The sequence below is a fragment of the Citricoccus muralis genome, from assembly GCF_003386075.1.
GTDB lineage: Bacteria > Actinomycetota > Actinomycetes > Actinomycetales > Micrococcaceae > Citricoccus > Citricoccus muralis.
This window is the reverse complement of the sequence record NZ_QREH01000001.1, coordinates 3,445,804-3,464,816: the sequence shown is the minus strand read 5'-3', so window position 1 is coordinate 3,464,816 and position 19,013 is coordinate 3,445,804. Positions and strand designations below refer to the sequence as shown.

Here is a 19,013-nt window from a genome sequence, read left to right as displayed (position 1 = left end):
CTGTTGCCATGGCACACCTGATCACCGTTTCCGGTTCGACGCCGGTCGCCCACGAGTCCTGCTTCCTCGCCCCCACCGCCACCCTGTCCGGTGACGTGGCCCTCGCAGCCGAGTCCTCTGCCTTCTACGGCGTCTCGGCGCGCGGGGACAGCGCACCCATCCGGGTCGGCGAGCGCACGAACCTGCAGGACAACGTGGTCCTCCACGCGGATGCGGGCTTCCCCTGCACCCTGGGCCAGGACATCTCGGTGGGCCACGCCGCCGTGGTCCATGGCTCCACTGTGGAGGACGGCTGCCTGATCGGCATGTCCGCCACTGTCATGAACGGAGCCGTGATCGGGGCCCAGTCGCTCGTGGCCGCCGGCGCCCTGGTCCTGGAGGGCACCATGGTCCCGCCGCGGTCACTCGTGGCCGGCGTCCCCGCCAAGGTCCGCCGCGAGCTCACCGAGGACGAGATCGCCTCCCTCGGCAGGAACTCGGCAACCTACGTCCGCTTGGCCGCAGCGCACCGGGCCGCCACCTCCGAGTAGTCCCCGCTAGCCGTCCTTGGCTGCGGCCAGCTCGAGCTCGCGCTCGCGTTCCTCAGTGGCCATCCGTGTCAGTTCGGCGCCCGCTTCCGCGTCCCGGGTCAGGTTCTCCCCGGATTCCGGGTCGAAGATGTGGATGCGGGACGTGTCCACCCAGAGGTCGGTGGGCTGACCGGGGCGCACCCGGGACTCCGCGGACAGGGTGGTGACCACCTGCGGACGCAACTCGTCCGCGTCCATCTCCGCCGCGAGATCGGACAGCAGACGCCGGACCTTCTCGTCCGGCTCGAACTCGATGTAGCCGTACTGCTCGTGCCCCAGCCATTCCAGGTGGGACAGCTCCGCCGTGAAGACCGCGCCCTTGCCCTTCTTGGCCTCGTCCACGAGTTGCGCATCCTCGAAGAACTCGGGCCGCAGCCCGATCATGAGCAGTTCATGGCCCTTCGCCACGGCGGCCTTCTCCGCGGAGATGGGGATGTCACCGATGGGCGAGGAGAGGACGGCACCGCCCGATCCCCCTGCCCCAACGGCACCCGCGGAGCCCTCTTTGAGTGTGGCGGGCAGGAAGTTCATGGACGGGGAGCCGATGAAGCCGGCCACGAACAGGTTCACGGGCTGCTCGTAGAGTTCGCGGGGGCTGGCCACCTGCTGGAGTTCACCCTTCTTCAGCACCGCCACCCGGTCCCCCAGGGTCATCGCCTCCGTCTGGTCGTGGGTGACGTACACGCTGGTGACCCCGAGCCGGCGCTGCAGCTGCGCGATCTCGGCGCGCATCTGCCCACGCAGCTTGGCGTCCAGGTTGGACAGCGGCTCGTCGAACAGGAAGGCGTCCGCCTGGCGGACGATCGCCCGCCCCATCGCCACGCGTTGCCGCTGACCACCGGAGAGGTTCGCGGGCTTGCGCTCCAGGTGCTCGGTCAGCTCGAGCATCTCGGCCGCCTTGCGCACCCGGTCGTCCACCGATCCCCCGCCGGCCCCGCCGAGGCTTCTTCCGCGGGATCCGCCGTTCGCTCCCCCGGTGGAGTCACCGTTGGAGCCATTCAAGCCACCGGACTTCTTGGCCAGACGCAGCGGGAAGGCGATGTTCTCGTACACCGTCAGATGCGGGTAGAGGGCGTAGTTCTGGAACACCATGGCCAGGTTCCGGTCCCTCGGCGCGGCCTCGTTCATCCGCGTCCCGTCGATCTGCAGCTCACCGGACGTGATGTCCTCCAGCCCCACGATCATCCGCAACAGGGTGGACTTGCCACAGCCCGAGGGGCCCACCAGGATGACGAACTCACCGTCGGCGATGTCCAGGGACACATTGTTCACGGCCGGGAAGCCGTCGTCGTACTTCTTGACGATGTTGTTCAGGGTGATGGAGGCCATCGGTGCTCCCTTTCTCTGCTTGCTTCGCTTGCCTTGCGTTCCGTCATGATGGGTGGCTGGTACTCACGCGCGCCGGTTGTCTGCGGCAGGTGTAGGCCCCGCTGATCAGCCCTTCACCGCACCCGAGGTCAGGCCGGCGACGATCTGCTTCTGGAAGAGCATGACCAGCAGCACCACGGGGATGGTGACGATGATCGCCGCAGCGGAGATCGCGCCGGTGGGCGATTCGAACTGGGAGGCGCCGGTGAAGAACGCCAACGCGGCCGGCACGGGTCTGGCCGCCTCGGTGGAGGTCAGTGAGATGCCGTAGACGAAGTCGTTCCAGGCGATGAAGAAGGCGATTATGGCGGTGGTGAAGACGCCGGGCAGGGCCAGCGGGACGATCGCCTTGCGGAATGCCTGCAACGGGGTGGCGCCGTCCACCTGTGCTGCCTGTTCGAGCTCCCACGGGATCTGCTGGAAGAACGCCGTGAGCGTCCAGATGGAGATCGGCAGCGTCAGGGACAGGTACGGGATGATCAGACCGGGCCACGTGTCATACAGGCCCAGCGTGCGCCACATGTTGAACAGTGGCGTGACCAGGGAGATCACCGGGAACATGGAGACCATCAGGGAAACGGTCAGCACGACCTTCTTGCCCGGGAAGTCCAAGCGAGCGATCGCGTAGGCACACAGGGTGGCCAGCACCACGGCGATCGCCGTGGCGATCACGGAGATGCCGATCGAGTTCCACAGCGCCGTCAGGAACAGCTCACGCGAATCCCCCACCAGGATCTCGGAGTAGTTCACCCCGGACCACTCGGTGGGCAGGAACTGCCCGTTGGACAGGTCCCCCGGGGTCTTGAAGCTCGTCGCCAGGATGGATGCCACGGGGAACAGGCACCACACGGCCACGATGACGGTGAGCACCCACCAGCCGATGGCCGTGTTCCGCTTGGCACGGCGGGCCGTCTTCTGGCCCTCCAGCTCCTCAGCGGTCGTGTCCTGCTCGCGGGTGGCGCGGCTGGCCGGGACTCGGGTTGCTTCGACGCTCATTTGCGGCCTCCCTTGGATCCAGCCAGGTCAACGTTAAAGACCTTGATGGCAACGAAGGCAATCAGGGCCACGCACAGGAACAGCACCACGGAGATGGCCGAGCCGAGCCCGATCTCGAGGCGGCCAATCGAAGTGCGATAGGCCAGCAGGGAGAGCACCTCGGTGCCGTACGCGCCGTTGGTCATGATGAAGATCGAGTCAAACACCCGGAACGCGTCCAGGGCCCGGAACAGCACGGCCACCATGATGGCCGCCTTCATGTTCGGCAGCACCACCCGACTCAGCCGCTGCCACCAGTTGGCACCGTCCACGGCGGCCGCCTCGGAGAGGTCCTCCGGGACCTGGGCCAGCCCGGCGAGCAGGAGCAGGGAGATGAAGGGCGTGGTCTTCCAGATCTCCGAGAACATGATCACCACGAGCGAGGTGCCGCCCTGGGCGAACCAGTTGAGTTCGTCGTTGAACCCGGGAAGCCAGCTGAGCCAGTTGTTCACGTACCCGGAATCGATGCTGAACATGTAGTACCAGGCGTACGCCGAGACCACGGTGATGATGCCGTAGGGCACCAGGATCACGGTGCGGACCAGGCCACGCGTGGACTTGATGGCCTTGTGCATGATCATCGCGAGGATGAATCCGAGGATGAGCTCCACGAAGACGGTGACCACGGTGATCAGGGCCGTGACCCCCAGGGCGCTCCAGAACACCCCGTCCGTGAGGATCGTGGCGTAGTTCCTCAGGCCGATGAACTCCCGGTCCGCCGGGGCCGTCAGGCGGTAGCTGAACAGCGAGTCCCAGACGGCCTGCGCCACGGGATAGAAGATGACGGCCACCATGATGACGAAGGCGGGCCCGGCGAGCCACCAGCCCAGGCGGGCCTCGGCTTTCGCGCGTTCGGAGGTCGGCGCCTTGCGGCGGCCACGGGAACCGCCCGGCGGCGCGGAGCCTCGGCCGGGGTCCGCAGGAACCGCCGGGTCGACCGCGGGGACATTCGTGGGAATGGCACTCACAGCAGGGACTCCCCTCGCAGGACTTCCATGATGAACTGACCGGTCTCGGCCGGGGTGGCCTCCGGGTCAACGGCGCCCGGTGGGGTGAACCGCTGCTGGACGGCCGTGGACACCTCGCTGTAGTACGGCGTCTGCGGACGGGGCGCCGCCAGTTCCAGGGATTCGCGGATGGTCGGGGCCATCGGGAACGCCTCCTCCACGGCCGGATCGTCGAACGCGCTCGCGCTGGAGGGCGGGTTTCCATTGGTGATGAAGTACTCGGTCTGGTGTTCCGGGGCGACGATGCACTCGATCGCCTCCCACGCAAGCTCCGGGTGCTCGGATTCGGCCCCCACCCCGAGATTGATGCCGCCCAGCGGCGGGGCCGGTTCCTGGTCCTCCACCACCCGGGGGTACAGGGCCCAGCCGATGTCCTCGGGCAGATCCTCCGGGAGCGCCCCGTCCTCCACGGCGGCATTGGTGGCCGGCCAGACGAACGGCCAGTTCACCATGAAGGAGCCGCTGTCCCCCTGGAAGAGCAGCATGGCCTCGTTCTCCTGCTGGGTGGCCAGGCCCGGCCCCCCGAGGCCCTCCTGGCCGATGGTGGAGATGATCTGCGCCGCCTGGTGACCGGCCTCCGTGTCGAGCCCCGTCTGGACGTCTGCGGCGGAGGCCTCCGGGTTCTCGAGGATGTGCCCGCCGGCGGACTCGACCAGCGCGTTGAGCCACACCGTCATGGCCTCGGCCCGTGCCCCCTGGACTCCGAGTTCCTTGTCCTGGTCCCTGGCGACCTCAATCAGCTGATCCCAGGTGACCGGTTCGTTCATGTTCAGCCCAGCTTCCTCGGCCACGGACTCGCGATACCAGAGCAGCTGGGTGTTGGCCCAGAACGGTACGGTGACGAGGTTGTCCTTCCAGGTCGCACCGGCCACCGCTCCCTCCAGGGTGTCCTCGGTGGTCGAGGCGGCCACGTCCTCGGGCACCGGCGCGAGGAATCCGGGCTCCGCCAGCTCGGGGATGAAGGGCGGGTCCAGGGACATGATGTCCATCGAGGTGTCCCCGGCGGCCAGCCGCCGGGTGAGCTGCTCACGCTGGGAGGCGGCGTCATTGGGGAGGATGGACGTCTCGATCCGGTAGGCCCCACCGGCCGCCTCGGTGCACTGCTGCGCGATGGTGGCCTGGCCGCCGTCGTCCGGGTTGGTATACCAGGTGAGAACCGGGATGTCCTCCGCCGGCCCGCAGCCCGCCAGCACCAGGGCTGCCGTGGCTACCACTGCGGCGCTCGCCAGCCGGCGGGTGTGCCTGCCACTCGGTCGGGATTGCCTCATCAGTCGCGTACCTCCGGTCCGGTTCCGTACCACGGTGCTGCGGCCAGGGCCGATGATCCGTGTCCCACCGTGACCTGCGTCCCGGCGCTAAAACCATTCCCTCGCCGGTGATGCAGGTCACTGTGACGTGAGCATATGCCCGCCGCGGGTGTTTCCCAAGGGTTCCGGTGCCTTACGCTTCATCCCATGGGCACCGAGGTCGAATCGAGCACCTATTCCCGGTCCGAGCGGACGCGCTACCGCGAGCGCCTGGAAGGATCACTGCGGGAACTCAAGGACTACCTGGCCGGCAGCGATTTCTCCGGGGCGGGGCGGATCGGCCTGGAGCTGGAGCTGAACCTGGTGGACGAGGCGTCCCAGCCGGCACCGCTGAATCGCGAGGTCCTGGACGCCATCGACGATCCGGCGTTCCAGACGGAACTGGGCCGGTACAACATCGAGCTCAACCACCCCTCCCTGACCATCCGGGCGCGCGGACTGCGCGATCTGGAGGAGTCGTTGAAGGCGGAACTGAACCGGGCCGACGAGCGCGCCATCCGCGCCGGGGCACAGTTGTACGCGATCGGGATCCTGCCCACCCTGGACGGGGAGGACCTGGCCGGCGAAGACTGGATCAGCGAGGGCAATCGCTACTCGGCCCTGAACGCGGCAATCCTCGAGGCGCGCGGCGAGGACATCCGCATCGACATCGACGGGCCCGAGCACCTGTCCTACTACGCCCGGGACATCGCCCCGGAGTCCACGTGCACCTCCATGCAGCTGCACCTCGAGGTGACCCGGGAGCAGTTCGGCCCGGTGTGGAACGCGGCGCAGGCGATCGCCGGGCCACAGGTGGCCCTGGCCGCGAACTCCCCGCTGTTCCTGGGCAGACTGCTGTGGGACGAGTCCCGCATCCCCGTGTTCCAGCAAGCCGCGGACACCCGGGGTCCGGAGCTGGCCCGGCAGGGGGTGCGGCCCCGCGTCTGGTTCGGTGAGCGCTGGATCGACGGCATCGAGGACCTGTTCGAGGAGAACATCGCCTTCTTCCCGGCGCTGCTGCCGGAGATGTCCGGTGACACGGGCACCACGGCGGCCGGGGCGCCGAAACTGGCCGAACTGCTGCTGCACAACGGCACGGTCTACCGCTGGAACCGTCCCATCTATGACCCCGGCAAGGATGAGAAGACGGACGACGCCGGCACCTCGCCGGCACTTCCGGCGAACCTTCGCGTGGAGAACCGATTGCTTCCGGCCGGTCCCACGGTCGTGGACATGGTGGCCAACGCCGCCTTTTTCTTCGGCCTCGTCAAGTACCTGGTGTCCACGGAGGAGAACCCGTGGCAGCGGATGTCCTTCGCCGTGGCGAGGACGAACTTCTACGAATGCGCCCGGCATGGACTGAACGCCTCGGTCTACTGGCCTGGCTACGGGGACGTCCCCGTCACGGAGCTGCTGGACCGGCACCTGCTGCCGGCCGCCCGGCACGGGCTGGAGCTGCTCGAGGTGGAGGACGACGTGGCGGATCACTACCTGGCGGTGCTCACCGGCCGCACCCGGACCGGCCAGAACGGGGCGGCCTGGATGACGCGGGCCCTGGGCCGGTACGAGGAATCCGGTCTGGCGCGTGACAAGGCCCTGGCGAGCATGGTGGCGGAGTACGGGACGCACATGCGCGGAGGAAACCCCGTGCACACGTGGCCACTGCCGTGATGGACACCGCCGTCCACCGAGGGGAGCTTCCTCCGTCAGAGGTCTACCGCCGCTTCGCCCGGATCGAGGCGCACGGGAGCTCGGAGGTCTACGAGGACTGGGCCGGGAACATCGCCGAGGATCCGGAGGTGCTCGAGCTGGTGGCAGGGCTGTCCCGCTCCAAGCGCCAGCCCAACCTCGTGTTCGCGGCCGCCCGGTTTCACGGCGCCGAGGGCACCTACGCCTCGTTCCGGTCCGCCCTCATGGACCGCTGGGATGCCATCCGCGAGACCATCCTGGCGCGATCCACCCAGACGAACGAGGCAGCCCGATGCGCCGTGCTGTTGCCATTCCTGACCGAGTTGCCCCAGCCCCTCTCCTTGATCGAGGTGGGGGCCTCCGCCGGTCTCTGCCTCGTGCCGGACCGCTACTCCTACCGGTACAGCGACGGCACCCATCTCGACCCCGCCGGCGGGCCGTCCGAGGTGGTCATCGACTGCCGTCTCGGCCCGGGAGTCGAGCCGCCGCAGGTTCTTCCGGAGGTCGTGTGGCGGGCGGGTATCGACCTGAGCCCCGTGGACGTCGCGAATCCGGACGACTGCACCTGGCTGGAGACCCTCATCTGGCCCGGACACGATGGTCGCCGGGACCGGCTCCGATCCGCCCTGGCCATCGCCCGTCGTGAGCCACCCCGCGTCATCGCCGGCGACCTCAACGAGGCACTGCCGGCTCTGGCCGCCGAGGCTCCGGTCGATGCCACGCTGGTCGTCTTCCACACGGCCGTGCTGGCCTACCTCGACCAGGCCGCCCGCGATGGTTTCGTCGAACTTGTCAACGGTCTGCCGGGGCACTGGATCAGCAACGAGGGACCCGGCGTCCTCCCGCAACTCCACCCGCTGCCCGAGTCGGTTCCCCGCGGCGAGTTCGTCATCGCCGTCGACGGCACTCCCCGGGCCACGGCCGACCCGCACGGCCGCTCGGTCACCGCCAGTCGGCCTCCCTATGCCACCTAGGGCATCGCGATGGTCAGCGGCGGATCCGGGACAGCAACCCCCTCCAGCTGGCGTCATCCGGTCTGTTGCTCCGGCGAAAGGTCGGTGCGCATCGAAAATCCGCCCGTCGGCACCACGTTCGAAGACCCGGAGCCCTTCAACTCACTCATCACACTTTGACGAATGGCGCGACCGCGGCTGGTAACTGACCGCCGGGCCTGCCTGTTCTCACCGCCGGCTCCCCTGCTGTGTCTTGTTCTGTGTCTTGTCCTGCGTCCTCTTCGTCTTCGCCGTGGCCGGCGCGGTCCACGGGTCCTCGGGCCATGGGTGCTTGGGGTAGCGTCCCCGCATCTCCGCCCGGACCTGGGCGTACGGTCCGGACCAGAATGAGGCGAGATCCCCGGTGACGGCCACAGGCCGGCCCGCCGGGGAGAGCAGGTGGAAGACGACCGGCACCCGGCCGTCCACCAGCCGCGGGGTCTCGGCCAGCCCGAAACACTCCTGGAGCTTGACCGCCACCACCGGAGTACCGGCGTCGGGAACTGAGGCACCGGGATCTGCAGCGCCAGGGTCTGCTGACGCCTCCACGGCCGGGTAGTCGATCCGGGCGGTACGGCCGCTGGGCACCGGCAGTCGCTCGGGGACCAGCTCGTCCAACCGCACCGCCTCCGGCCACGGCAGCAGCCGCCGCAGGGCCGAGGCCAGATCCAGGGAACTCGTCTTGGCTCCGCCGGCCAACTTCTCCACCTCCGGCGCGAGCCAGTCCTCCCAGTATGCTGCGAGCGCCGCCGAGGATAGGTCCGGCCACGGCTCCCCCAGCGTCCGGTGCAACAGGTCCAACCGGCGTCGCAGTGCGTCGGCCCCGGGGCTGGCCACGGAGGTCAGCCCGATCGCCTCGGGCCCCCGCTCGGCCAGCAGGCGCACGACGGCGGCGCGGCCAGACGCGCGGTCGGGGGCCACCGGCGTCTCGGACAGGATGATCGCCCCCACCGCCTTCACGGTCCGGCCGACCACCCGGCCGTCCTGCCACATGGCGGTCCGCTCCTCCCGGTAGAGGGGCCCGGCGAGTTGTTCGGCCAGGGCGGCGTCCACGGGGGCCGCGGCCCGGATCACGGCTCCCGTACCGGCGGCGGCCCTCCCCTCGGCGCGCGAGACCTCGGCCACGGCCAGCCAGTCCGCCCCGGCCAGCGGGCTGGCCGGCGGCAGGGCGGCCCGAGTCCCCGAGGCCAACAGGTAGATTCCGCTGGACTGGGCACCGCTGACCCCGCCGGCGCCGGAGGAGGCCGGGACCCGCCGCGCCAGGCGTTCGGGCCAGGCGAGTCCGACGACGGCACCCACCTCCGACTCCCGCGGCACCCGGGCGCCCCCCGACTCCTCCGTACCAGCGCGGCCGGCCAGCCGCGCGAAGCGCTCGGTCTCCCGACGCCACCGGCCGGCCTCGGCATCGCCGCGGCCTGCCGCACGCAGTCGGTGCAGGGACACCGTCAGGTCGGCCCCCTCGGGCCGCACGTCGGACGAGACCAAGGCGACCACCTCTGCGGCGGCGCGGGCACCCACCAACCGGCCGCCGTCGAGCAGGGCGCGGGCCAACCGCGGCTCGGCGGGAATCGCGGCAAGGCGGCGGCCGTGGTCGGTGGCACGGCCGGCAGGATCGATGGCGTCCAACGCGGTCAGTGTCTCCAATGCCTCGGCCAGGGAGGCCTCCGGCAGCGGTTCCGGCAGCACGAGGCCCTCGCCGGCGGGCGCACCCCAACAGGCCAGCACGAGGGCGGCACCGGTGAGATCGGCGACGGCGGCCGCGGGCGTCGGCTGCGCGGGTGCAGTCCCGTAGGTGCTGCGGTCGTAGCAGCGGACCACGGTGCCGGGGCCGAGGCGGCCGGCACGGCCGGCCCGCTGGTCGGCGGAGGACTGCGCGGCGGCCACCGTCACCAACCCGGTCATGCCGCGGGCGGTGTCCCGGCGGGGTTCGCGGGCAAGCCCGGCATCCACCACGAGCCGTACCCTCGGTACCGTCAGCGACGACTCGGCCAGGGAGGTGGACACGATGATGCGGGGCCGGCCAGGTGCGGAGAGCTCGCGCCCGCCGACGGCCCGGTCCTGTTCGGCGGACGGCAACTGACCGTGCAGGGGCAGGATCTCGGTGCCGGTGGTCAGGTCCCGCAACCGCGACACTGTCTCCGAGACCTCGCGGGCCCCGGGGACGAAGACGAGGGCGTCGGTTCCCGGCTCGGACTCGCGGACCTCTGCGTGGGCCTCGGCGGCGCAGCGGGCGACGTGGTCGAGGAAGTCCCGGCTCACCCCGCGCAGGTCCTGGCGGCGCCCGGAATGCGGTCGGTAGCGGATGTCCACGGGGAACAATGCCGAGGGGCAGTCGACCACGGGAGCGGGGCCGGGCCGGCCGGTGCCCTCCCCCAGTCGGGCGGCGAACTGCACCGCGTCCAAGGTCGCGGACATCGCCACGAGCAGCAGTTCTGGACGCAATTGGGCCACTTCCCCGAGCATGCCGAAGAGCAGGTCCGTCTCGAGATCGCGTTCGTGGACCTCGTCCAGGATCACGGCGCCGACGCCGGCCAGCTCGGGATCGCTGAGCAGCCGGTTGACGAGTACGCCGGGGGTCACGAACTCCACCAGGGTCTCCGCACCGGTCTGGCGTTCCCCGCGGACCACATAGCCGGACCGGACCCCGACGCCGGTCCCATCCAGGGCCGCGAGACGGCGGGCGGCGGCACGGGCCGCTACCCGGCGCGGCTGGGTGACGATGACCTTCTGCTCGGCCAGCAGGTTCGCCGCGGCCGGCGGCACGAGCGTGGTCTTGCCGGTGCCCGGCGGTGCCTGCACCACGGCGAGACGCTCCGAGACCAGAGCCCGGTGCAGGTCCGGCAGGGAGTCACTGAAGACCAGGCCGGCGCCCAGGCGATCGAGGTCGAAGGGGCCGGACCGGGTGCGGGAAATCATCCTCCCATTGTGGACCGCTGACCCGTGATCGGCCGGACCGGGTCCCTTGGATCAGGGCGTGGGGGTGCCGCCGTTGGCGTTGAGGGTGTCCCCGGTGACGTAGCTGGACTCTCCGGAGGCCAGGAACACGAACGCGGGGGCCATCTCCACCGGCTGACCGGCACGGCCCAACGGGGTGTTGTGCCCGAACTTCGGCAGCTTCTCCTTGGGCTGGCCGTCCGAGACCTGCAGGACGGTCCACACGGGGCCCGGGGCCACGGCGTTGACGCGGATGCCCCGTTCCGCCACCTGCTGGGCCAGGCCCTTGGTGAAGTTGTTGATCGCGGCCTTCGTGGACGCATAGTCGAGCAGGTTCGGCGACGGCTCGTACGCCTGGATGGACGTGGTGTTGACGATGGTGGAACCGGGGCCCATGTGTTTCAGGGCGGCCCGGGACAGCGTGAACATGGACATGATGTTGATCTGGAAGGACTCGTGCACCTGTTCATCGCTCAGGTCCTCCAGGGAGTCGGAGATCACCTGCTTGCCGGCGTTGTTCACCAGGATGTCCAGCCCGCCGAGCTTCTCGACGGCGGCGTCCACGACTCCCTCCCGGTACGGCCGGTCCATCAGGTCCCCGGGCAGCGCGGCCGCGGTGCGTCCGGCCTCCTCGATGGCCTTGACCACTCGCTGGGCGTCCTCCTCCTCGGCTGGCAGGTAGGCGATCGCCACGTCCGCGCCTTCCCGGGCGAAGGCGATGGCGACGGCGGCGCCGATCCCGGAGTCGCCTCCGGTCACCAACGCCTTGCGGCCGACCAGGCGCCCCTGACCCCGGTAGGATTCCAGGCCGATGTCCGGCACGGGTTCGGTCTTCACGTCCAGCCCTGGCTCCGGCTGGTCCTGTTCCGGCGGCGAGATCTTCGGGTGCCGGGTCGTGGGGTCATCGGCGGCGAGCTGACCGGCCCCCGCACCCCCGTCGCTCGTGTTGAGGTCGGTCTGGTTCTCTGGGTGGTTCGCAGATCCGTTCATGATCCCGACCCTAAGGACCTGCCCCAGCGGCATCAAGTCATCACCCGCGCACCGGCTGACTGCCGGTTGTGACAGCATGGCGGCATGACCGAGTCAGCTGCAGTGAACCCCGCCGCCACCGGACCAGACAGGGTCCTGTTCTACCCACCGGCCGATGCCCGCCAGGACGGCCCCTACAGCGAGGCCCACGCCGGACCTGCACAGGCCGCGGCCGACGTCGGCGGCTCGGTGGTGCCGAGTGACGCCGACGCACCCTACGGGGATGGGTCGGCGACGGCCCTGGTGATGGTGTACCCGGTGCCGGTCGAAGACGTCGAGGCCATCCTGGCCGCCAACCCGTCTCTCGGATGGATCCAGCTGCCGTTCGCCGGCATCGAACGGTACGTGCCGCTGATCCGGAAGCGAACGGACATCCAGTGGACCTCTGCGAAGGGCGTCTACGCGCCGCCCGTGGCCGAGCACGCCCTCGCGCTCACACTCGCTCTGCTGCGGAACCTGCCCGAGCGGGTCCGCGCCACCGGATGGGGCCCGGGCGGGGGCACCACCCTGAACGGGCTGAACTGCGTGGTGGTCGGCGGAGGCGGGATCGCCCGCGAGTACCTGCGCCTGCTCAAGACCTGGGACACCACCGTCACCATGGTCCGGAGGACGGAGGATGAGGTGCCCGGGGCGGACCGGACTGTCACCCAGGACCGGTTGGACGAGGTCCTGCCGGGCGCCGACGTCGTGATGATCGCCGCCGCCGCCACGGACGAGACCCGCGGCATGATCGGTGCCCAGCAACTGGAGCTCATGGACCCCACCGCCATCTTGATCAACATCGCCCGCGGAACGCTCGTGGACACCGATGCCCTGGTGTCGGCGCTGGCCGCCGGGTCCATCCGCAGCGCGGGACTGGACGTCACCGATCCGGAACCGCTCCCGGACGGGCACCCATTGTGGGCCGAGCCGCGCTGCCTGATCACCCCCCACACGGCGGACACCCCGCAGATGTGCATCCCGTTGATCAACGCCCGCAGCGAGCGGAACCTCGCCGCCCGTGCCGAGGGCTCAGCGCTGGAGGGACGGGTGGACGCGGAGGCGGGGTACTGACCGCCGGGCCCCTTAGGCTGGGGTCATGAGATCCCCCGTGCAGGACTACCTTGACCGGTTGGTCGACCAGATCCGCCCCGTGGACGAGGGCGCCACCTACCAGGCCGTACCCTCGGCCGCCGCCATGGACCGGAACCTGTTCGGCTTGGCCCTGACCACCGTCGAGGGCCACTGTTACGCCTCCGGAGACGCCGAGCACCCGTTCTCCCTCCAATCGATCTCCAAGGCCTTCACCTACGGCATGGCCCTGGAGGACCTCGGCCCGGACAAGGTGCACGAGAAGATCGACGTGGAGCCCTCCGGCGACCCGTTCAACGAGATCTCCCTGCAGGCGGGCACCGGGCGACCGGACAACCCCATGATCAATGCCGGGGCGATCACCACCACCTCGCTCATCAAGGGCCGCGGCGGGCGCGACCGCATCGGACGGATCGTCAACACCTTCTCGGACGCCGCCGGACGGGACCTGAAGGTCTCGGAGTCCGTCTTCAAGGCCGAGGACAAGACCGGCCACCGCAACCGGGCCCTGGCCTGGCTGCTGCGCTCGTTCGGGATCCTCGAATCCGACCCTGAGCTGTCCTTGCAGGACTACTTCCGCCAGTGCTCCATCCTGGTCACGGCCAAGGACCTGTCCATGATGGCCGCGACCCTGGCGAACCAGGGCGTGAACCCGGCCACCGGCGAACGCGTCTTCTCCCCGCAGGTGGTCCGCTGGGTGCTCTCCGTCATGTCCACCTGCGGAATGTATGACGACGCCGGCACCTGGGCCATCGAGGTCGGCCTGCCGGCCAAGTCCGGGGTCGGCGGCGGGCTGCTCGTGGTGGTGCCCGGACAGATGGGCGTCGGGGTCTTCTCCCCGCCCCTGGACGAGCACGGGATGTCCGTGCGCGGCGGCGTGGCCATCAAGCAGATCGCCACCGATTTCGGCCTGCACTACGGTGACGTCCCACCCCTGGGCCGCTCCACCATCCGGGCCCGGTACGACCTGTCCGAGGCGCCCTCCAGTGTCCCCCGCAGCGTCGAGGCCCTGCAGGCCCTCGAGGTGCACGGACCGGAATGCCGCATCATCGAGATCGGCGGTGACATCGGCTTCGCCGAGGCCGAGACCCTGGCCCGCGCCGCAGTCGGCCTGCCCGCCTCCGTCCGGACCCTCGTGGTGGACGTGCGCAAGGTGGACGACTTCGGCAAGGCCGCGGCCCGGATGCTCACCCATGTGGTGCGCAACTTCCTGGAGGACCGCCGCGACCTCATCCTCGTGGACGACGACACCGCACTCACCCAGTCCCTGCTGGACTACGCGGCGGACACGGAGGACGGGGCCCTGCCGGACCCGATGCCGGAGACCACCACCTGGTCCACGCCTGTCCCGTCCACGGCCGGCGGAGCCGGAACCTCCGGCGGGAGCACTGGAGGAGGTGCGGTCGACAGCTTCACCTCTGATGCCGCCGTCTCTGACCTGGCCCCCGCCGACCTTGACGCGGACGGCACGGTGGAGGCCGCCGTAGAGCCCGAATTCCGGTTGTTCCTCTCCCGGTCGCTCGCCCTCGAGTGGATCGAACAGCGGATGCTGGCCCGCCATGCGCCCGACCTGGTGCCCACCGGCGACCAGGAGCCGACGCGGTCCCCGCTGCTGGAGATGCTCAACGAGGAGGACGCCCTCACGCTCTCGGCCTTCATGGAGACCCGCAATTACCGGGCCGGGCAGGTCATCCGCCGGGCCGGGCAGCCGTTCGGCGGGATCTACTTCATCACCGCGGGGCAGGTCGAGCTCACCAGCCAGGGCTCCGGAGGCCGGCGCTACCGGCAGGCCTACCTCTCCCCCGGCATGATCTTCGGCGAGATCGCCCTCGGCCAGGCGGGCCGGCAGCTCACCACGGTGCGCGCCATGGGTCCGGTGACCACCCGGGTTCTCACGGCCCAGGTGATCTCCGCCCTCGAGGAGTCCGATCCGCAACTGGCCATCAAGCTGTGGTCCGCCCTGGCGCGGGACGCCTACACCTCCGTGGAGCAGATGAGCAGGGAGTCCGGCGCACGCTTCGAGTGACCGAATCATTGACCCTCGCATCCCCAGCGGGCCACACTGCGAACACCCGTGTGACCTGTGCAGGTGTCGGAGGCAGCCATGAGCACCACCGCGCCGGACGTACCCAGCGCCCCTCCTGAGGAGGGCGAGGGCGAACTCAAACGGGTCCTCGGGCCCAAGCTGTTGCTGCTGTTCATCGTCGGCGACGTGCTGGGTGCCGGGATCTACGCGGTCACCGGTGAGATGGCCGGCATGGTCGGCGGCATCCTGTGGCTGCCGTTCTTGCTGGCCTTCGCCGTGGCTACGATGACCGCATTCTCCTACCTGGAGCTGGTCACCCACTATCCGCAGGCCGCCGGGGCCGCGCTCTATACGCACAAGGCCTTCGGCATCCACTTCGTCACGTTCCTGGTGGCCTTCGCCGTGGTGTGCTCCGGCATCACCAGTGCGTCCACCTCGGCCAACGTGCTGGCGCAGAACTTCTTCGGCGGCCTGGAGGTCAACGGCTGGATGGGCGAGGCCAGCCCCGGTGCGGTGATGGGCGTGGCCCTGGGCTTCATGGTGCTGCTGGCATTGATCAACCTGCGCGGGGTGGGCGAGAGCATCAAATTCAACGTCGTCCTGACGCTGGTGGAGATGACGGCCCTGTGCATCGTGATCGGAGTGGGCTTCTTCGCGATGGCCCAGGGCGGCTCTGACCTGAGCCAGATCTTCGTGTTCCAGGACAACAATGACAAGGGGCTCTTCCTCGCCGTCACCGCAGCCACCTCCATCGCGTTCTTCGCCATGGTGGGCTTCGAGGACTCGGTGAACATGGTCGAGGAGACCAAGGACCCCGTCCGCATCTTCCCCCGGACCATGCTGACCGGCCTGGGTATCGCGGTGCTCTTCTACATGCTGGTGGCCATCTCCGCCGTGGCCGTGCTGTCTCCGACCGAGTTGGCCACGATCGGAGAGGCCGAGGGAGAGGCGCTGCTCGAAGTGGTGAAGCAGGGCTCGCCAGGCTTCCCCGTGGACAGGATCTTCCCGTTCCTGGCGGTGTTCGCCGTGGCCAACACCGCGCTGATCAACATGCTGATGGCCAGCCGGCTGGTCTACGGCATGGCCAAGCAGAACGTGTTGCCGCGGCCGCTGGGCAAGGTACTGCGCGTCCGCCGCACTCCTTGGGTCGCGATCATCTTCACCACCGTCCTGGCCCTGTTCCTCATCTGGTACGTCACCAGCGACCCCGAGAGCAACATCGTCACCAACCTCTCCAGCACTACCGCCCTGTTGCTGCTCTGCGTCTTCACCGTGGTGAACGTGGCCTGCATCGTGCTGCGGCGCCGGAGGGGTGCGGACCCGGAATCGGGCTCGTATTCGAAGAGAGCCTTCAACTCCCCCACCGTGCTGCCCTACCTCGCGGGACTCTTCTCCCTGTTCCTGGCGGGGCCCTGGGTGGAGCGGGATCCCATCGTCTACCAGATCGCCGGTGGGCTGATGGTCCTCGGGATCGTGCTGTGGGTGCTCACGTACTTCCTCAACAGGGCCAGCAACCGGAAGCGGGGAGCTCCGGTCGGGGACGTCCTGATCGGCCGGGACGAGGACCTGCCGCCGCGGCCGCCGGGTCGGTGACGGCCCCGTCATCTGCCCGCTGAATCTGTCAGTCGAGAACGCCCCGTTTCCCCGGACTTTCTCCGGGGAAACGGGGCGTTGTGGACCGCCAGTTGCGACTGGTCAGCTAGCCAGCTTGGCCACGATCGCGTTGAGGGTGGCGGACGGGCGCATGGCCTCGAACACCTTCTCCTTGGACGGGTAGTAGTAACCGGCGATCTCCACCGGGGCACCCTGGACCGCGTTGAGCTCATCCAGGATCTTCTGCTCGTTCTCGGTCAGATCGGTGGCGATCTCCGTGAACTTGGAGGCCAGCTCCGCGTCCTCGGTCTGCTTCGCCAGCTCCTGGGCCCAGTACATGGCCAGGTAGAAGTGCGAACCGCGGTTGTCGATCTCCCCGACCTTGCGGGAGGGGTTGCGGCCCTCCTCCAGGAAGGTGCCGGTGGCGCGGTCGAGGGTGTCGGCCAGCACCTGGGCGCGGGCGTTGCCGTGGGAGACGGCCTCATGCTCGAAGGAAACGGCCAGGGCCAGGAACTCGCCGAGCGAGTCCCAGCGCAGGTGGTTCTCTTCGACGAACTGCTGCACGTGCTTCGGGGCAGAGCCACCGGCGCCGGTCTCGAACAGGCCGCCGCCGTTGATCAGCGGGACGATCGAGAGCATCTTGGCCGAGGTGCCCAGCTCCAGGATCGGGAACAGGTCGGTCAGGTAGTCACGCAGCACGTTGCCGGAGACCGAGATGGTGTCCTCGCCGCGGCGGATGCGCTCCAGGGTGAAGGCGGTGGCCTGTTCCGGGGCCATGATCTCGAGCTGCAGGCCCTCGGTGTCGTGGTCCTGCAGGTACTCGTTGACCTTGGCGATCAGATTGGCATCGTGCGCGCGGTTCTCGTCCAGCCAGAAGACGGCCGGCGTCTGGGAGGCGCGGGCACGGGTGACGGCCAGCTTGACCCAGTCGCGGACCGGGACGTCCTTGGTCTGGCAGGCACGCCAGATGTCCCCGGCCTGGACGGCGTGCTCGATCAGCACGGTGCCGGAGCCATCGACGATCTGGACGGTGCCGGCGGTCTCGAGGACGAAGGTCTTGTCATGCGAGCCGTACTCCTCGGCCTTCTGCGCCATCAGGCCGACGTTCGGGACGGTGCCCATGGTGGTCGGGTCGAAGGCGCCGTTCGCACGGCAGTCGTCGATGACGACCTGGTACACACCGGCGTAGGACGGGTCCGGGAGCACCGCGAGGGTGTCCTGCTCCTGGTTGTCCCTGTTCCACATGTGGCCGGAGGTGCGGATCATGGCCGGCATGGAGGCATCCACGATCACATCCGAGGGGACGTGCAGGTTGGTGATGCCCTTGTCCGAGTTGACCATGGCCAGGTCCGGGCCGTTGGCGTAGCCGGCCTCGATCTCGGCCTGGACACCCTCGGCGACCTTCGGGTCCAGGGAGCCCAGGCCGGAGAGGATCGAGGCCAGCCCGTTGTTGGCAGACAGGCCGGCAGCGGCCAGCTCGGCACCGTACTTCTCGAACAACGAGGGGAAGAAGGCCTTGACCACGTGACCGAAGATGATCGGGTCGGAGACCTTCATCATGGTGGCCTTGAGGTGTGTGGAGAACAGCACGCCCTCGTCCTTGGCACGCGCGACCTGGGCGGCGAGGAACTCGTCCAGGGCTGCGGCGGACATGAAGGTGCCGTCGATGATCTCACCGGCGAGCACCGGGAAGTCGTCCTTGAGCACTGTCGGCTGACCGGCCTCGCCGGAGCCCTCCACGAACTGGATCCGGATGGTGCTGTCCTCGCCGATGACCACGGACTTCTCGTTGTGGAAGAACGCGTCGGCGGCCATGGTGGCCACGTTGGTCTTCGAGTCGGCCGACCAGGCGCCCATCGAGTGGGGGTGCTTCTGGGCGAAGTTCTTCACGGCCTTCGGGGCGCGGCGGTCCGAGTTGCCCTCGCGCAGGACCGGGTTCACGGCCGAGCCCTTGACCTTGTCGTAGCGGGTCCGGGCGTCCTTCTCCTCGGCCGTCTTCGGCTCATCCGGGTAGGCCGGCAGCGCGTAACCGCCGGCCTGCAGCTCGGCGATCGCGGCCTTCAGCTGCGGCACGGAGGCGGAGATGTTCGGCAGCTTGATGACGTTGGCGTCATCGGTCTTGACCAGCTCACCCAGTTCGGCGAGGGCGTCGTTGACCTTCTGATCCTCAGGCAACACGTCGTTGAAGACTGCCAGGATGCGCGCGGCCAGGGAGATGTCCCGGGTCTCCATGCCCACACCCGCGGTCGAGGCGAAGGCCTCGACGAGCGGCAGGAGTGAGCCGGTGGCCAGCATGGGAGCCTCGTCGGTATAGGTGTAGATGATCTTCGACATGAAGCGTGGGTCTCCTCGCAGGGCGCGCCGGTGGGCACGGCCCGAGTCGTCGTGATGGGTGAATCGGCCCCCAATCTACC

General features: G+C 69.1%; 13 protein-coding genes. 6 read left to right on the top strand and 7 right to left on the bottom strand.

The features are described from left to right. Window positions 1–8: 8 nt before the first annotated feature. The gene (locus tag C8E99_RS15400) at window positions 9–530 is read left to right on the top strand and encodes a gamma carbonic anhydrase family protein (protein ID WP_115933041.1); all 522 of its coding nucleotides are present in this window, start codon (window positions 9–11) and stop codon (window positions 528–530) included. A gap of 6 nt (window positions 531–536) precedes the next feature. On the opposite strand, the gene C8E99_RS15395 is transcribed toward C8E99_RS15400, so the two are convergent. The 4 genes from C8E99_RS15395 to C8E99_RS15380 form a co-directional block, all read right to left on the bottom strand. Then, window positions 537–1,898, bottom strand: coding sequence for an ABC transporter ATP-binding protein (locus tag C8E99_RS15395; RefSeq protein WP_115933040.1), 1,362 nt, complete (start codon window positions 1,896–1,898; stop codon window positions 537–539). Window positions 1,899–2,003: 105 nt separating this feature from the next. After that, window positions 2,004–2,933 (bottom strand): carbohydrate ABC transporter permease, encoded by a 930-nt coding sequence (locus C8E99_RS15390; protein ID WP_245952399.1) that lies wholly within the window; start codon window positions 2,931–2,933, stop codon window positions 2,004–2,006. Then, the gene (locus C8E99_RS15385) at window positions 2,930–3,931 is read right to left on the bottom strand and encodes a carbohydrate ABC transporter permease (protein ID WP_115933540.1); all 1,002 of its coding nucleotides are present in this window, start codon (window positions 3,929–3,931) and stop codon (window positions 2,930–2,932) included. Before C8E99_RS15385 ends, C8E99_RS15390 begins: the two co-directional genes overlap by 4 nt. 5 nt (window positions 3,932–3,936) lie before the next feature. Beyond that, window positions 3,937–5,247 (bottom strand): extracellular solute-binding protein, encoded by a 1,311-nt coding sequence (locus C8E99_RS15380; RefSeq protein WP_115933039.1) that lies wholly within the window; start codon window positions 5,245–5,247, stop codon window positions 3,937–3,939. A 186-nt stretch (window positions 5,248–5,433) separates the two neighbouring features. Between C8E99_RS15380 and C8E99_RS15375 the strand changes: the two genes are divergently transcribed. After that, complete coding sequence (locus tag C8E99_RS15375; RefSeq protein WP_115933038.1) at window positions 5,434–6,936, top strand: glutamate-cysteine ligase family protein; 1,503 nt, start codon at window positions 5,434–5,436, stop codon at window positions 6,934–6,936. Further along, on the top strand, window positions 6,921–7,928 hold the full coding sequence (locus tag C8E99_RS15370; RefSeq protein ID WP_245952397.1) for a DUF2332 domain-containing protein: 1,008 nt from the start codon (window positions 6,921–6,923) through the stop codon (window positions 7,926–7,928). The genes C8E99_RS15375 and C8E99_RS15370 overlap by 16 nt, the downstream gene beginning before the upstream one ends. Window positions 7,929–8,135: 207 nt before the next feature. On the opposite strand, the gene hrpB is transcribed toward C8E99_RS15370, so the two are convergent. After that, window positions 8,136–10,862: an ATP-dependent helicase HrpB gene (gene hrpB / locus C8E99_RS15365; protein WP_115933037.1), complete on the bottom strand. Its 2,727-nt coding sequence runs from the start codon at window positions 10,860–10,862 to the stop codon at window positions 8,136–8,138. A 51-nt stretch (window positions 10,863–10,913) separates the two neighbouring features. Beyond that, window positions 10,914–11,870 (bottom strand): SDR family oxidoreductase, encoded by a 957-nt coding sequence (locus tag C8E99_RS15360; protein WP_115933036.1) that lies wholly within the window; start codon window positions 11,868–11,870, stop codon window positions 10,914–10,916. 84 nt (window positions 11,871–11,954) lie between these two features. On the opposite strand from C8E99_RS15360, the gene C8E99_RS15355 reads away from it, so the two are divergent. The 3 genes from C8E99_RS15355 to C8E99_RS15345 all read left to right on the top strand — a co-directional run bounded on the left by C8E99_RS15355 (window position 11,955) and on the right by C8E99_RS15345 (window position 16,599). After that, window positions 11,955–12,962: a D-isomer specific 2-hydroxyacid dehydrogenase family protein gene (locus C8E99_RS15355; protein WP_115933035.1), complete on the top strand. Its 1,008-nt coding sequence runs from the start codon at window positions 11,955–11,957 to the stop codon at window positions 12,960–12,962. 25 nt (window positions 12,963–12,987) lie between these two features. Then, window positions 12,988–15,006, top strand: a complete 2,019-nt coding sequence (gene glsA / locus C8E99_RS15350; protein WP_115933034.1) for a glutaminase A — start codon at window positions 12,988–12,990, stop codon at window positions 15,004–15,006. 78 nt (window positions 15,007–15,084) lie between these two features. Continuing rightward, window positions 15,085–16,599 (top strand): APC family permease, encoded by a 1,515-nt coding sequence (locus tag C8E99_RS15345; RefSeq protein ID WP_115933033.1) that lies wholly within the window; start codon window positions 15,085–15,087, stop codon window positions 16,597–16,599. A 102-nt stretch (window positions 16,600–16,701) separates the two neighbouring features. Here C8E99_RS15345 and C8E99_RS15340 read toward each other — a convergent pair whose 3' ends face one another. Then, on the bottom strand, window positions 16,702–18,933 hold the full coding sequence (locus tag C8E99_RS15340) for an NADP-dependent isocitrate dehydrogenase (protein WP_115933032.1): 2,232 nt from the start codon (window positions 18,931–18,933) through the stop codon (window positions 16,702–16,704). Window positions 18,934–19,013: the final 80 nt, after the last annotated feature.